Raw genomic sequence first — 14,805 nt, 5'->3', positions numbered from 1 at the left:
TTGATTTGACCGTTCGTGCGCACGCCGACGCGACGCCCCTTTCGAGAGCGTGCGTCGATGCGTTGCCGAAGCGGCGTGGTTTGGGGGCTGGCTGGGCCGTGTGGCTAACGGCTGGCGATGCCCGTCTGAGCGGCGAGTCCGTCGATCAGAACCTGATGGTGGCCGCGCGAGCATGGCTCGATACGCGCGGCGACACCGAATACCTGGCTGAGCGTCGCAGGCGTGACGACTTCGGACGGCGGTCCGAAGCGCACGATGCGCCCCTCGTGCAGCAGCATCGCGCGTTCGCATGCGCGCATCGCTGCGTTAATGTCGTGCAGCACCACTACGGTAACGATGCGGCTCTCACGCGTGACCTCGCGCAGCACCTGCATCACGTGAAACTGGTGGTTGAGATCGAGTGCTGAAAGCGGCTCGTCGAGCAACAACACTTGTGGGTCGCGCACCAATGCCTGAGCAATGCCAACGAGTTGGCGCTGCCCGCCCGACAACTCGTCGAGCGAACGCGCCGCGAGGTTCTCGATGCCGAGCCTGCGCAGAACGCTGTGGGCGTGCGCGAGATCGTCCCCATGCGGGGAACGTCCCAGAGAACCGGCATATCCGCGCGTGGCGCGGCACGCCACCAATGCGGACTCCAGAACTTGCAGGCGCACTCCGGCGGGCAACGCCTGCGGCAGATACACGACGCTATGCGAGCGGGCACTGGCCGCCGACAACGCGAGCGTCTCGCCATCAAGCGACAGCGAGCCGGCGTGAACGCGCGTAAGCCCGGCCAAAGCACGCAATAGCGTGGACTTCCCGCTGCCATTAGGTCCCAGCAGTGCAGTGATCTGGCCACGAGGCAGCGGTCCGGCTTCGAGCGCGGTGAGCACCTGGCGCTTGTCGTAGCGCACGCTGAGATCGTGGATGTAGAGGCCATTCATCCCAGTTGTCCCTGCGAGCGCACCACAATGCCGAGAAACAGCGGAATGCCGACCAGCGCCGTGACAATGCCGACCGGAATCAGCACACCGGGGATGATCAGCTTCGAGGCGATGGACGCAAGCGAAAGCGTCAATGCACCGATCAACATGCTGCCGGGCAGATAAAAGCGATGATCCTCGCCGAACAGCGTGCGCGCAATGTGCGGCGCAATCAGCCCCACGAAGCCGATCGTACCGACGAACGACACCGCGAGTGCGGACAGCACCGATACGCGCAGCAGCGTCGACAGGCGCAAGCGCCGCACGTCGATACCGAAGCTGGCCGCGCGGTCTTCGCCAAGACGTAGCGCAGTCAACGTCCAGGCGTTGCGCATCGACAGTGGCAACGCCAGCGCCAACGCGACCGCCAGCACTGAAATCTTGGGCCAGTCCGCGCGCGCCAGCGAACCGAGCGTCCAGAACACGAGACCCTGGAGCGCATCGGCCGAGGCCACGAATTGCATCAACGAGACGAGCGCGTGAAACGCGAACACGAGCGCGATGCCGAGCAGCACGACACCTGCTGTGTTCATGCCGCGCCAGCGTGCCACCGAATCGAGCATCAACGCGGAAAGCAGTGCAAAAATGAATGCATTCGCGGAAACGATCCAGGTTTGCGATACGCCAGGAATAGCGATATCCAGCACGATCGCCAGAGATGCGCCGAACGCAGCCGCAGCCGATACGCCGAGGGTGTAGGGACTCGCGAGCGGGTTGTTGAGGATCGTCTGCATCTCCGCACCCGACAATCCCAGCGATGCGCCCACCAGCAGCGCCATCATCGCGTAGGGCAGGCGAATCTGCCAGACGATCACGCTGGTCGCCGGATCAGCCGAGGCCCGTTCGAAAACCGTGTGCAGCAGCGCCATCAACGGCAAGCCGGAGGGCCCGGTGCGCAGGTCGAACAGCAGCGAGCACGCAATCAGCGCGGTGACAGCGAAGAGCCACATGACGCGTCGATGCGTGAGGCGCCGGTAATGCCGCAGGCTGATGTCCTGCGGCATGGTCTGGTGCGGAAGCGTCGCCATGCATTAGCCGCCAGTCGAATGCGACGCAACCGTAGACGCGGCGCCCTTCACTCCGTCCACCCAGTACGCGCCATCAGGCGGCACAGCGAGGAAGCGGCGATACAGTTCGGCCTGCGTAGCATTCACGTCGAGGTCCTTGAACTGCTGCGGATAAAACCACTTCGCAAACGCCTCGATCGCCACGATGTTGTACGGCGAATCGTAGTAGTTGTGTGAAATACCATGCACGTCGCCGTCGTGGATTGCCTTGATCGTATCGAAGCCCGGCCGTGCGACGAGCGTCGCGAGGCTCGCTTGCGCATCGTGCTCGCTCGTCAGTGCGCCGACCCGCAACGATGCGAGGCCCGGCTTGGTGCGGCTGCCAGTGGCGATATACACATCGGGTCGTGCCGCGATGATCTGCTCCATGCTGATGTCGCCGAGCACGCCAGGCAACAGGCCCGCCGCGATGTTGCGTCCGCCTGCGGCCTGGATGAACTCACCAAAGTTGCCGTTGCCGGCGGTATGGCAGCAACCAGCATCCCACGCGCCAGCTAACAGGTCGATAAAGACCGTCGGCCGCTGCTGCAACGGAATCTGTTTCACCACGGCCTGCACGCGCGCCAGGTGCTGCTGATAGAACTGCGCATATGCATTCGCCTCCGGCTCGCGGTGCATCACCTTGCCGAGCAGTTCGATGCTGGGCAGGGTGTTCTGCATCGGATGCAAACGGAAGTCGACGAATACGACCGTCGTACCGGTCGCCTCGAGTTGCTTGACGAGCGCGTTATAACGGCTCGGGCCGTGACCCGCGAGACTGAAAATGGCGAGATCGGGTTTGAGGCTCAGCGCCTTCTCATCGCTGATGCTGTCTTCTGTTGCCTTGCCGATCAGCGGAACCTGCCTGATGCCCGGAAATTGCTCGGCGTAAGCGTCGAAGGTCTGCGGATCCATGGTCGGCAGATCGCCTTGCCATCCGACGATACGCTCCAACGGCTGTTTGCCTTCCAGCAGGGCGACCGCCATCAGCAAGCGGCTTTCGCCAAGGAGGATGCGGTGCGGGTTCGCTGGGATGCGGATCGTGCGGCCGGCAAGGTCTGTCACTGTCTGCGCGGGCGCCGGGCTTGATATTCCGGGTGCCGAGCTTGTTCCGGTGGCCGGCATTGTTCCGGGGGCCGGCCTTTCTCCGGTTGGGGTCGTCGCAGCATGCGCTGCTCCACCGGCCCCGAGCATGGCGAAACCAACCGCCGCGCACGCCACCATGGCGCGCGCGACTGAGCCAAGGAAGTGAGCCCGTGACTGAAACCGGAAAATCGACATGGTATAGTTCTTGAATGAGAATGATTGCCATTTGCGGGCTCCACTTTAGCGGTGCAATGTAATGGCGATGTGTTGGAACAAGGCTGTTTTGTAATGGAATGTGTTGGCGCGGACGCGATCGCGGTGATTGCGTCGTAGATGCGCAGATGTGTAGATGCCCCGCGCCCCGCAAACAAGAACTCACGATGGACCACATACTCGTTGTCGACGACGACCCCAACATTCGCCAACTGCTGCAGGACTACCTGCGCAGCATGGGCTATGGGGCGACCGCCGTCGAAAACGGCGTGCAGATGAAGCAGGTCATCAACACGTCGCACGTCGATCTCGTCGTACTCGATCTGATGCTCGAAGGCGAGGACGGCCTCGATATCACGCGCGATCTGCGGCGCGAACGCGGCGTACCGGTCATTATTCTGAGCGCACGAGGCGGCCTGCTGGACCGCATCCTCGGACTGGAGATGGGCGCCGACGACTACTTGCCGAAGCCCTTCGACCCGCGCGAACTGGTTGCCAAGATCAAGGTGGTGCTACGCCGCACGCGCAGCGTGCCTGGCGAACGGCTCGCGGATTCGTCCGCGTTCGTGAACTTCGCGGGATGGAAGCTCGACACTCGCGTGAAGCAGATGTGCTCGCCCGACGGCATGATCGTCTCGCTCGGCGGCTCCGACTATCGCGCACTGCGCACGCTGCTCGATCATCCGAACCGGCCGCTCTCGCGCGAGTTTCTGCTCGACCGCGTGTTCGGCAAGGAACGCACGCCGCTCGACCGCTCGATCGACGTATGCATCAGCCGTCTGCGTCAACACCTCAAGGACTCGGCGCGCGGCACCGGACTGATCCGCACCGTGCGTAACGAGGGCTATATGCTTGCGGCCGATGTCACACATGAAGCCTGAAGCGCCTCGATGAGCCATTCACACCGATGAAACTACGCCTTTGGCCCGATACACTGTACGGACGGCTCGTGCTGATTCTGGCGATCGGCATGTTCGCGGGGCAACTCTTCACCAGCACGATCTGGTTCGAGACACATGACAACCGCACGCTTGAAATTCCCGCGCGCCTGTTTGCCAGCCGGCTCGCGGATACCGTGCGTCTGCTTCAGAACGCCCCGGACGATACCGCGCGTGATTCGATCGCCAGGCAACTCGGCGATCAACGCTACCGCTTGCAATGGATCGACGCGCCCGCTGCCGTACCGCTTGACGGGTCGCTCGCACAGCGCGCCGTTAGCGACCTGATAGCGGGTGTGATCCGCCGTCGTCTCGGTGAAGCCATCGAAGTACGTCTGCTTGACGTTCAGTTGCGCGACGATAAGGGCCATCATAACGGCATCCTCGGCCTGTTCAATTCGCGCATGCCGTCGGGCGATTTTCATCTGCAATTGAAGCTGCCGCAGGGTCAGTGGCTCGACGTGCACGCCAACGAAGGACAGGCCGGCATGCAGACCGAGCCCGGCTCGCTGGTGCTCGACTACCTCTTGCGGATCTATCTGGTGCGTCTCACGGCCGTGTTGTTGCTCGCGCTGGTGGCCGTGCGCTTTGCAGTCAAACCGCTAAAGGAACTGGCGAAGGCCGCCGAGGCGTTGGGCCGCAACATCTACCGTCCGCCACTGCCGGTAACAGGTCCGCTGGAGGTGCGAACCGCGGCGCAATCGTTCAACGCGATGCAGGAGCAGCTCACCCGTAGTCTCGCTGAACGCACACGCTTTTTGACGGCTGTATCACACGATCTTCGTTCGCCGCTCACAAGGCTGCGGCTGCGCACCGAGATGCTTCCCGACACCGAAGCACGCGAGCGCTTGCGCGGCGATCTCGATGAGATGGAAGCGATGGTCGGCGCGACGCTCGATGCCGTGCAAGGCGTGGAGATTACCGAAGAGCGTCACGAGATCGAGATCAATTCGATGCTGGAAGGCCTGGCAGAGGATGCCCGCGAGGCGGGTCATGAAGTCAGTATCGAAGGTCGTGCGACGCGTCCTTTGTCCGGGTATCCGCGCAATCTGAAACGCTGTTTGCAGAACCTGCTCGACAATGCGATCCGCTATGGCGATAGCGCGAAGATCAGCGTAAGCGACGATGACGCCGTCTTGTGCATCGCCATCAGCGACGAAGGCCCCGGTATCACCGACGAGGCTTTGCTCGAGCGCGTATTCGAGCCGTACTTCCGCGTGTCGGCGTCGCGTAGCGGGGCACGCGGCGGAACAGGACTCGGACTGACGATCGCACGCAGCGTTGCGGCCGCACATGGTGGCACACTGACGCTGCGCAACGGCGCGGTTAAAGGACTCGTGGCGACGCTAAGACTGCCGCGAGACGGCCACTCGCATGAACTGTCGTGGCGCATCGGCTGAAGCGGCAGGACGCTCCGCCTTGTTGGCCCTTCTCTAAAGATCGTACCCGGGATTACGCCGCGCAAGCCGGTAGGCGGCGGCGAGATCGAGACGAACCTGCCACTCCTCCGGTGAAACCAGAAGACTGACATCAGGAATTTCGAGTGCGGTGCTCAACACGCTTTTCCTCCTGCCGCTCGCGCGGCGTGTTCTTCCTGAAGTTTGCGCCACAGGATCTTGCCGCTGCCGGATTTGGGTAACGACGTCACGAACTCGACAAACCGCGGCGCCTTGTAAGACGCCATCTGTTCATGCGCCCAATCGATGATATCGCTCTCAGTCAGTTTTCCTGCATAACCGGCGGCGGGCACGACCAGCGCCTTTACCGTTTCACCACGACGCTCGTCCTGCACGCCGATCACGCACACCTCATGAATGCCCGGATGCCGGTACATCAGCGCTTCCACCTCGGCTGGCCAGACCTTGTAGCCGGATGCGTTGATCATGCGTTTGAGGCGATCGGTCATGAAGAAATAACCGTCTTCATCGATATGCCCCAGATCGCCAGTGCGCAGAAAGCGTTTGCCATCGAGCTCGACAAACGCCTCAGCCGTCCCCTTGGGATTGCGCCAGTAACCCCGCATGATCTGCGGTCCGTTGACGACGATTTCGCCGGTTTCGCCCCGCGCCACTTCCTGCAGCGTGGCCGGATCGACCACCCGCGAATCGAGATCGAATACAGGAACGCCAAGGCACTGCGGTTTGGGACGATGAGGCGGGTTGATATGCGTCCCGGCGATCGTCTCCGACATGCCGTAGCCTTCTACATAGTCAAGGCCGGTCAGTGTCTTGAGCTTGCGCGCAATCGCCTCCGGCATGGCGGCGCCGCCGCCGCGCGTACCGCTCAGGCTGGAAATATCGTATTCAGCAAGCTTCGGATTGGACAAAAAGTCGACCATCATCGTCGAGATGGATTGCCACGCGGTGACGCGATAGCGCTGCATGCACTGAGCCGCTGCGTCGCGATCCCAGCGCGGCAATATGACGATGGTTGCGCCTGCATACAACGGACCGTTCATGCCGCCCTGCATGCCGGTGACATGAAACATCGGCAATACCGACAGATGAACGCTGTCTTGCGATCCCCCGAACCACACGCAACCACCCACCGACGTACTCATCACACTGCGATGCGTGTGCATGCAACCTTTCGGCTTGCCCGTGGTGCCGGACGTGTATGGCATCACGCACAGATCGTCTGGGCCGGCAGTGAGTGGCCCTGGAGCCAGGCGACGCTCAAGCACCGTGTTCCATGCGGTGACACCGTGACGTTCGATGGATTTTCGCGGCGCAGTGACGAACTCTGGAGGCGTAATGGGCAACGGCTGTTTCAGGTAGTCGCTATAAGTCGCGACGATTGCATATTTCAGGCCCTGCCCTGGCGCCTCGCCCAGCAAAGGCTCGATCTGTGGATACAGGCATTGCGGGACGATGGCGGTCGTCGCGCCGCTGTCCTCCACGTAATGCCGTAACTCGTCCGTCAGGTTCATCGGATTGACCGGCACAACCACCGCGTTCGCTCGCAGGATGCCGTAGTAGGCAAGCACCCATTGCGGACTGTTCTGCATGTAGAGCAGCACCCGGTCGCCGGCCTTTACTTCGCACTCCTGTTGCAGGAAACCCGCGATCCGTTCGGTTTCATCTTTGAACTCCGCAAACGTAACCGGCGTATCGTAGAAGATGATGAACGGCTTATCCGGAAAGCGGGTTGCCGCGACCTCGGCGTTATAGAACAGGCTGGTTTCCGGCAAGCTCAGGTGCAGTGGCACGCCAGTCGGCCAGTGCGCGCGATGAAGCGTATTCATGGTATCTGCTGCCCTCATGTTCTTGTATGCGTCTGCGTGTCTGCGCCCGTCGTCAGACGATGCTTGAGCCGCCATCCACCGCCAGATGCTGGCCGGTAATATGGCGCGACGCCTCGCTCGCGAGAAACACCACCGAACCCTTCAGATCTTCCTCGCCGCCGAGCCGGTGCAGCGGCGATTGCGCAATCACGGCTTCGCTCATGGTGGCGAGCAGTCCCGCCGACATCTTCGAGGGGAAAAAGCCCGGGCAGATGGCGTTGACGTTAATGTTGTGCCGGCCCCATTCGGACGCCAGCGCTCGCGTGAAGTTGATCGCCGCGGCCTTCGAGGTGTTATAGGCAATCGTGTTCATGCCGGCTGGCGCGCCCTTCAGGCCTGCTATCGAGGCAATGTTGATGATCTTGCCGGAGCGGCGAGGAATCATGCTGCGCTTGCCGACTTCGCGTGCGAGAAAGAATGGCGCATTGATGTTCAGGTTCATGACCTTGTGCCACGCCTCGTCAGGATAGTCCTCTGCAGGAGCGCCCCACGTTGCGCCGGCATTGTTGACGAGAATGTCTATGTGGTCGTAGACCCCTAGCACCTCGCTGACAAGATCGGGAATCCTGTCGAATTTCGCAAGGTCGTTGACGATGGTATGGACTTCGATGCCGAGCCCTTCGAGATGCGCTTTCGCCTCTGCCAGTTCGTCGGCCTTGCGCGCGGTGATCGCCACGCGGCAGCCCATTTCTCCCAGCGCCTCGGCCATCTGCAAACCGAGCCCGCGCGAGCCGCCGGTAATCAGCGCCACCTTGCCTTCCAGTTGAAACAGGTCTTTCACATGCATCAGGCGTCTCCTTGATATAGATGGGCTTCCGCGAAGCAGACGAGTCCGTTTTTTCAGTCCATCATACGTGTGAGCATTCGCTGTGTAAATAAAAGCATGACCGTTCAATTTATGCATAAACCGTCGGCCCCTCGTCTGTCATCGGGACTTACCCGGCTGTCGAGCCGACCGCACACCGATAGATGAGCGAATAACCGCGCGTACGTTGCGCCGCACCACCAGGAAGCCCTTGCCGGTAAAATCGCTCCTTACGAAATCAAAACTTACCGGTGCGCTCCACGCACAACCCATCACAGTGACAACGACTCTCGACCAATTGCTTGCGGGACAACTGACCGGTACGCAACGCCTGAAACTGGCCTGCGGGCTCCACGAATTTCCACGCGAAATTCTGGATCTCGCGGACACACTGGAAATTCTCGATCTCGCCGGCAACGCGCTCTCGTCGCTACCCGATGATCTACCCCGCCTGAAAAAACTGCGCATCATCTTCTGCTCGGACAATCAGTTCACCGAGCTGCCCGAGGTACTCGGCCAGTGCGGGCAGTTAAGCATGGTGGGCTTCAAGGCAAACCGCATCCATACGGTGTCGGGCCGATCGTTGCCACCCGCACTCCGTTGGTTGATCTTGACGGACAACGAAATCGAAACGCTTCCGCCTGAAATCGGCAACTGCTCACAGCTACAGAAGCTGATGCTGGCCGGGAACCGCTTGCAGACATTGCCAACGGAACTGACCGCATGTACCCGTCTCGAACTGATCCGACTCGCGGCGAACCGGCTTACGGAATTGCCAGCCGCGTTGCTCAAACTGCCTCGGCTCTCGTGGCTGGCGTATGCCGGCAATCCGTTTACCGCGAAACTGGAAGCCGCAGCATTGACAGAAACGCCGATCGCGGAGGTGCACTGGGACGCGCTGGAATTGCATCATCAACTCGGCGAAGGCGCCTCGGGTGTCATTCATCGCGCAGCGCATCGCAAACACGACAAAGACGCTGGCCATGTGGCCGTCAAGCTCTTTAAGGGCGACGTGACCAGCGATGGCTTGCCCCACTGCGAAATGGCGGCTTGCATCAACGCAGGCGCTCATCCCAATCTGATTCCGGTGCTCGGCAAGCTCAAAGAGCATCCAGCGGGGAGCGATGGCCTCGTCATGGAGTTGATCGATCCGCAATTCAGGAACCTGGCTGGTCCGCCCAGCCTCGATTCGTGTACGCGCGATATTTACAGCAACGACACCCGCTTCGATTTCCCCTCGGCGTTAAGCATTGCATGCGGCATTGCTTCAGCAGCCCGTCATCTGCATCGGCGAGGCATCATGCATGGCGATCTTTATGCCCACAATATTCTGCATTGCGGTCAGGGAAGAGCCTTATTGGGCGACTTCGGCGCCGCGTCGTTCTATGCGCGAGACGACGGGACACTGGCTCCTTTGCTCGAGCGCATCGAAGTGCGGGCGTTTGGCTGTCTGCTTGAAGAGTTGATCGAGCGAATCGATGAACGTGAAGCGCAGCCGGACACTCTCGCTGCCCTGTTAAGGCTGCAGGCCGCATGTTTTAGCACAACGGTGGCCGCAAGACCGTCGTTTGAAGAGATCGTGGAAGGGCTTTCAGCATTAAGCGGCTCGCAAGGGAGCCTTGGCGCTTAGCCACCGCAGGGCGCCGCGACAGTGCGTAATAAAGTCGTCAGTATCTAACTGTGCTCCTCGCCAAGTCCGGCGACTGTACCGGTTCCAGCGGCAGCCGTGCCGCTAAGATGTCGCCTCGACGAGAGGTATATCGCTTCAGCTGCGAATCAAGGTGCGATCTGCCGCACTTTATTTTTTCTCCTCGTTATATCCGCAGCGATATCACGATCTGTCCGACCCCATAGATCGCGACGTCTTCCCACACGCAATCACGACAAACGAAATGATCATCAACATGAGAAAGTCGCTACTCACAGCGGCGTTGTTACTCTCCTGGGCAGGAACCAGCTATGCACAAAGCAGTGTCACCCTCTACGGCATCGTCGATACCGCACTGATTTATGCAAACAACCAGACAACCGGCGGCGCAGGCGCACCCGGTCACAGCGGCATCGAAATGGACAGTGGCGGCATCAGCGGAACACGCTGGGGCCTGAGAGGTTCGGAAGATCTGGGCGGCGGCCTTTCCGCCGTCTTCCTGCTGGAAGATGGCTTCTCCAGCGCCAACGGAAAGCTCAGCAACTCGGGCGACCTGTTTGGCCGCCAGGCCTATGTCGGCCTGAGCTCGAACACCTACGGCACGATTACAGCGGGACGGCAGTATAGTTTTATGTCCCAATACCTCTCGGCGCTGAGCGCCGAAGGTCTCGGCTGGGCCGGCAACCTTGCTGATCACCCGTTCGACAACGACGACATGATCCGGCATCAAAGCATCCAGAACTCCGTAAGATATGAAAGCCCGACCTATCGCGGTCTGACCGTCGGCACGATGTATGGCTTCTCGAATGAGGCCGGCGAGTTTTCGAACGATCGCGCCTATAGCATGGGCGCCAAATACGACAACGGACCGGTCTCCCTCGTCGCCAGCTATCTCCAGATCAATCGTTCGGCAGGCGCTGCTAACGTCAACACGAGCGGCGCTGTCACCAACGACGATAGCGACGCCGTCATCACCGGCGGAAGTCAGCAGATCTGGGGGCTCGGTGGAAAATACGACTTCGGTCCGGCATCCATTGGACTAGTGTGGACCCATTCGTCGACCAACGACGTGACGAGTGTCTATCAAGGCGGCAACCTCGCGCCCTTGGTGGGCAGCCTGCTTCGCTTTAACAACTTCGAAATCAACGGCCGTTATTTCGTCACCCACGCTTTGGCGCTTTCCGCATCCTATACGTACACTGATGGACGTTTCGACTCGTCGACCGAAAGCCTTAGCCCCAAATGGCACGAGGCGATCGTACAGGCCGACTACCAGTTTAGCCGTCGCACCGATGTCTACCTGGAGAGTCTCTACCAGACGGTGAGCGGCGGCGGTGGCAATCCGGCATTCAATGCTTCGATGTTCAATGTGACACCATCCGCAAACAATCGTCAGTTACTGTTTGTAGCAGGCTTCCGTCACCGGTTCTAAAGCAGGTCTGTGCAGCAACGGAAACTAAAAAACTATTAATCCACCGTTCGCGGAAGTTAACTGCCAGACACTTGCGAAATTCCGCAGGTCCAAGACCCAGAAACGATAACGCCCAGGTTATCGTTTCGTTCCAAAAGTTTTACTGTCGCATCTTCAAACACCCCACTACTATCGCCTCCAAGGAGAGATTGACGTAACGCGTTGCTCTCCGGCCGTCGTTTTCCAGATGTAATCTCGCTGTAAATCAGAAACCTGTTTTGTTGAATGACGACACATTTCAATCGATTTCCTTTTATATAGGAATACGAAATTGTGGCGGTATATTTTTTCAAGTTAAACCACAGAAGGTAAAGAAACATGACTGACCTGTCGCGACGCAAAGTTCTGGTTGGCGCTGCAGCCTCGGCTGCAGCGCTCGGTGTAGCCGCCACCGCTAAAGCCGCGTCGTTCGGCAACCCCGATCGACCACCCGAAGGCCAAATCAACGCAAAGAGCCCGACGAGCCTGAACGACCCCGGTCCGCAAAATCCGACACTGGCGGGACAGTTCCCGTCGTTCCAGAATCCGCCGGCTACCGATATCAACGGCATGCCGCTTTTCTGGGCCTCGTTCAACAATGCCCACAAGCGCTACCAGAACGGCGGTTGGGCTCGCGAGGTCACGCAGGACGACTTCGCCATTTCGGAAGATATTTCGGGCGTCAACATGCGCCTCGCCGCCAACGGCATCCGCGAGATGCACTGGCACCAGCAAGCCGAATGGGCCATCATGCTCGACGGCAAGTGCCGGATTACAGTTCTCGACGAACAAGGCCGTCCGCAAGTGGCCGATGTGAAAACCGGTGACCTCTGGTACTTCCCGCCCGGCCTTCCGCACTCGCTGCAAGGTCTGGGACCGACGGGCGCCGAATTCCTGCTCGCGTTCGACAACGGCCGCGCATCCGAATTCAACACGCTGCTGCTGACCGACTGGATTGCCCACACGCCGCCAGAGGTGCTTGCCGCCAACTTCAACGTTCCTGCGGACGCATTCAAGAACATTCCGGTCGACAATCTCTGGATCTTCCAGGGTGAAGACCCGGGTCCACTGGACGCCGCACAACGAGCGGTGGCTTCCCCGCTAGGCCTGCCTGCTCACCCGTTCATCTTCTCGCTCAGCGATATGCCGCCGACGAAGCTGACCAAGGGCGGCATGGTACAGATCGCCGACAGTCGCAATTTCAATGCATCCACCACGGTCGCCGCGGCCCTGGTCACGATCAAGCCGGGCGGCATGCGTGAACTGCACTGGCATCCGAACGCAGACGAATGGCAGTACTACATTAAAGGCGAAGCACGCATGACCGTGTTCGACACGGGTCCTAAGGCCGCCACTGCCGATTTCCGTGCCGGCGACATCGGCTATGTGAAGAAGAGCCTCGGCCACTATGTGCAGAACACGGGCAACACCGACCTGATCTTCCTTGAGATCTTCAAGGCTGATCACTTCGCCGAAGTGTCGCTGTCCGACTGGCTGACGCACACCCCGCCGAAGATGGTCATGGAGCATCTGAATATCACCGCCGAGACGCTTGCACGGTTCCCCAACAACCGCCCTGACGTATTGCCGATTTGACGGCTGCAACAGAAGTCGTACCAAGTTGCCGCCCGGGACATAAACGGCTCCGGGCGGCGCAAAAGGACGGGCATACGCGGGTAGGCGACCGACGTCGCGCTCCATTAGCCATTGCGTTCAATTCCGGTGGGTCAAGGTTAAGACGATGCTTCCATTTCTCAAGATACTCCAGCCGAGCGGTGCATCACTGTCCGGCGCGACGCAGCAAACCGAGCTCGCCGTGCGCGATGTGCTGAACGGACGTCGTAAAGGTGTACGCGCTTTTCTGCCGTTCGTTGGCCCCGCCGTCATTGCGTCGGTCGGCTACATGGATCCGGGTAACTTTGCGACCAATATCCAGGCGGGTTCGTCGTGCGGGTATGAGTTATTGTGGGTCGTCGTCGTGGCGAGTGTGGTCGCCATGCTGTTCCAGGCCATGTCGGCCAAACTGGGCATCGTCACAGGGCGAAATCTCGCGGAACTGTGCCGCGAGCAATTCCCGAAACCCGTCGTGAAGGCAATGTGGTACGGCTCGGAGATCGCCGCGATGGCGACCGACATTGCCGAATTTCTCGGTGGCGCCCTGGGCGTTTCACTGCTGTTTCACGTGTCGCTGCTTTGCGGCCTGGTCGTCACCGCTGTAGTGACGATGGCTATCCTGCTGCTCGACCGGGGAGGCTTTCGCCCACTCGAACTGGTCATCGCCACCCTGGTCGCCGTAATTGGGCTCAGCTACGTCTGCGAACTCTTCATTGCTCCGCCGGACTGGCATGCGACGATAATCGGCAGCATCGTGCCGCGCCTGCACGGAAGCAATGCGATCACGCTTGCCGTCGGTATCATCGGTGCAACCATCATGCCGCACACGTTGTTTTTGCATTCTGGCCTGACACAAAACAGGACTCCTGCGCGCAATGACGAGGAACGCCGCCGGCTGGTGTGGTTCTCCAACCGCGAGGTCCTCATCGCGCTCGGCATTGCAGGTTTCGTCAATCTGGCGATGGTGATGATGTCGGCGGCGGTGTTTCCGCGTTCCGCTGACGGCATCTCGGACATCAGCGTGGCGTATCACTCGCTGATTCCCCTGCTTGGCGTCGGCGCCGCCGTGGTATTCCTGATCTCGTTGATGGCATCAGGCATGTCGAGCTCGGTAGTAGGCACGATGGCGGGTCAGGTCATCATGCAGGGCTTCGTCGACTTCAAAATTCCTGTCTGGACGCGCCGCATCGTCACCATGGTGCCGGCCTTTGTAATTGGCCTGCATTTCAATGTGGTCAACGCAATGGTCATCAGCCAGGTCGCTCTCAGCTTCTTTCTGCCGATCCCGCTCGTCGCACTCGTGGTCCTTTCGTCACGCCGCAGCGTAATGGGCAAATTCACGGCCGGCAAATCTACGATCCTCGTCGCAGCGCTGGCCACCATCCTGATCGTCGCGCTGAATCTCGACTTGCTGAAGCAGGCACTGTCTTAAGGTTAATCAAGGAAACATCATGGGCTCACTAAGCATCTGGCATTGGCTAATCGTTGCGTTGATCGTCTCGCTCGTATTCGGAACGAAGAAGCTTCGCACAGTAGGCGGCGATCTCGGCACGGCGATTCGCGGCTTCAAGGACGCCGTGAACACAGAAACATCAGCCGACGCACCGACACCGGCCGCGACCACGGCGAGCACAGGAACATCATCTGTGCTCGCTGAGAACGTGACGCGCGTCACGCCATTGTCCTCGCAGGAAATGCGATGAGTAGGGTTGCTCCTAAGCGCTGTAGATCGACACGGCCCGCAATGCTGCCGTTAGACG

General features: G+C 60.2%; 13 protein-coding genes. 7 read left to right on the top strand and 6 right to left on the bottom strand.

The window, feature by feature from the left end:
* Positions 1 to 104: 104 nt before the first annotated feature.
* Genes P3T17_RS31555 through P3T17_RS31545 form a run of 3 tightly spaced genes read right to left on the bottom strand, consistent with a single transcriptional unit; the run spans position 105 to position 3,073 of the window.
* The gene (locus P3T17_RS31555) at positions 105 to 923 is read right to left on the bottom strand and encodes an ABC transporter ATP-binding protein (protein ID WP_429410592.1); all 819 of its coding nucleotides are present in this window, start codon (positions 921 to 923) and stop codon (positions 105 to 107) included.
* Positions 920 to 1,990 carry a FecCD family ABC transporter permease gene (locus P3T17_RS31550; protein WP_429410590.1) on the bottom strand — a complete coding sequence of 357 codons (1,071 nt, stop codon included), beginning with the start codon at positions 1,988 to 1,990 and terminating at the stop codon, positions 920 to 922. Before P3T17_RS31550 ends, P3T17_RS31555 begins: the two co-directional genes overlap by 4 nt.
* Before the next feature lie 3 nt (positions 1,991 to 1,993).
* Positions 1,994 to 3,073, bottom strand: coding sequence for an ABC transporter substrate-binding protein (locus P3T17_RS31545; protein ID WP_429410588.1), 1,080 nt, complete (start codon positions 3,071 to 3,073; stop codon positions 1,994 to 1,996).
* 401 nt (positions 3,074 to 3,474) lie between these two features.
* Here P3T17_RS31545 and P3T17_RS31540 point away from each other — a divergent pair, with 401 nt between their 5' ends.
* Complete coding sequence (locus P3T17_RS31540; RefSeq protein WP_429410586.1) at positions 3,475 to 4,188, top strand: response regulator; 714 nt, start codon at positions 3,475 to 3,477, stop codon at positions 4,186 to 4,188.
* A 26-nt stretch (positions 4,189 to 4,214) separates the two neighbouring features.
* Positions 4,215 to 5,645, top strand: coding sequence for an ATP-binding protein (locus P3T17_RS31535; protein ID WP_429410584.1), 1,431 nt, complete (start codon positions 4,215 to 4,217; stop codon positions 5,643 to 5,645).
* Between the two features lie 33 nt (positions 5,646 to 5,678).
* Here P3T17_RS31535 and P3T17_RS31530 read toward each other — a convergent pair whose 3' ends face one another.
* The 3 genes from P3T17_RS31530 to P3T17_RS31520 are packed head-to-tail and all read right to left on the bottom strand — an operon-like array spanning position 5,679 to position 8,315.
* Entirely contained in the window at positions 5,679 to 5,804 is a 126-nt protein-coding gene (locus P3T17_RS31530; RefSeq protein ID WP_429410582.1) for a hypothetical protein, read from the bottom strand.
* The gene (locus P3T17_RS31525) at positions 5,798 to 7,489 is read right to left on the bottom strand and encodes a long-chain fatty acid--CoA ligase (protein ID WP_429410580.1); all 1,692 of its coding nucleotides are present in this window, start codon (positions 7,487 to 7,489) and stop codon (positions 5,798 to 5,800) included. The genes P3T17_RS31530 and P3T17_RS31525 overlap by 7 nt, the downstream gene beginning before the upstream one ends.
* Before the next feature lie 52 nt (positions 7,490 to 7,541).
* A complete protein-coding gene (locus tag P3T17_RS31520) occupies positions 7,542 to 8,315 on the bottom strand; it encodes an SDR family oxidoreductase (RefSeq protein ID WP_074267410.1) in 774 nt (257 codons plus the stop codon).
* A 295-nt stretch (positions 8,316 to 8,610) separates the two neighbouring features.
* Between P3T17_RS31520 and P3T17_RS31515 the strand changes: the two genes are divergently transcribed.
* The 5 genes from P3T17_RS31515 to tatA all read left to right on the top strand — a co-directional run bounded on the left by P3T17_RS31515 (position 8,611) and on the right by tatA (position 14,748).
* A complete protein-coding gene (locus tag P3T17_RS31515; RefSeq protein ID WP_429410578.1) occupies positions 8,611 to 9,963 on the top strand; it encodes a leucine-rich repeat-containing protein kinase family protein in 1,353 nt (450 codons plus the stop codon).
* A gap of 274 nt (positions 9,964 to 10,237) precedes the next feature.
* Positions 10,238 to 11,413: a porin gene (locus tag P3T17_RS31510; RefSeq protein ID WP_429410576.1), complete on the top strand. Its 1,176-nt coding sequence runs from the start codon at positions 10,238 to 10,240 to the stop codon at positions 11,411 to 11,413.
* 357 nt (positions 11,414 to 11,770) lie between these two features.
* Positions 11,771 to 13,027, top strand: a complete 1,257-nt coding sequence (locus P3T17_RS31505; protein ID WP_074267408.1) for an oxalate decarboxylase family bicupin — start codon at positions 11,771 to 11,773, stop codon at positions 13,025 to 13,027.
* A 145-nt stretch (positions 13,028 to 13,172) separates the two neighbouring features.
* Positions 13,173 to 14,477 (top strand): Nramp family divalent metal transporter, encoded by a 1,305-nt coding sequence (locus P3T17_RS31500; RefSeq protein ID WP_429410573.1) that lies wholly within the window; start codon positions 13,173 to 13,175, stop codon positions 14,475 to 14,477.
* A gap of 19 nt (positions 14,478 to 14,496) precedes the next feature.
* Positions 14,497 to 14,748, top strand: a complete 252-nt coding sequence (gene tatA / locus P3T17_RS31495; RefSeq protein WP_429410571.1) for a Sec-independent protein translocase subunit TatA — start codon at positions 14,497 to 14,499, stop codon at positions 14,746 to 14,748.
* Positions 14,749 to 14,805: the final 57 nt, after the last annotated feature.

The sequence above is a fragment of the Paraburkholderia sp. GAS82 genome (assembly GCF_050436285.1).
Classification (GTDB): Bacteria; Pseudomonadota; Gammaproteobacteria; order Burkholderiales; family Burkholderiaceae; genus Paraburkholderia; species Paraburkholderia phenazinium_B.
This window is presented reverse-complemented; position numbering and strand designations above follow the sequence as displayed.

Coding starts and splice junctions, on each gene's coding strand:
- P3T17_RS31525 (WP_429410580.1), bottom strand. CDS start 7,489: ATGAATACGCTTCATCGCGCGCACTGGCCGACTGGCGTGCCACTGCAC.
- P3T17_RS31520 (WP_074267410.1), bottom strand. CDS start 8,315: ATGCATGTGAAAGACCTGTTTCAACTGGAAGGCAAGGTGGCGCTGATT.
- P3T17_RS31550 (WP_429410590.1), bottom strand. CDS start 1,990: ATGGCGACGCTTCCGCACCAGACCATGCCGCAGGACATCAGCCTGCGG.
- P3T17_RS31535 (WP_429410584.1), top strand. CDS start 4,215: ATGAAACTACGCCTTTGGCCCGATACACTGTACGGACGGCTCGTGCTG.
- P3T17_RS31555 (WP_429410592.1), bottom strand. CDS start 923: ATGAATGGCCTCTACATCCACGATCTCAGCGTGCGCTACGACAAGCGC.
- P3T17_RS31540 (WP_429410586.1), top strand. CDS start 3,475: ATGGACCACATACTCGTTGTCGACGACGACCCCAACATTCGCCAACTG.
- tatA (WP_429410571.1), top strand. CDS start 14,497: ATGGGCTCACTAAGCATCTGGCATTGGCTAATCGTTGCGTTGATCGTC.
- P3T17_RS31505 (WP_074267408.1), top strand. CDS start 11,771: ATGACTGACCTGTCGCGACGCAAAGTTCTGGTTGGCGCTGCAGCCTCG.
- P3T17_RS31510 (WP_429410576.1), top strand. CDS start 10,238: ATGAGAAAGTCGCTACTCACAGCGGCGTTGTTACTCTCCTGGGCAGGA.
- P3T17_RS31500 (WP_429410573.1), top strand. CDS start 13,173: ATGCTTCCATTTCTCAAGATACTCCAGCCGAGCGGTGCATCACTGTCC.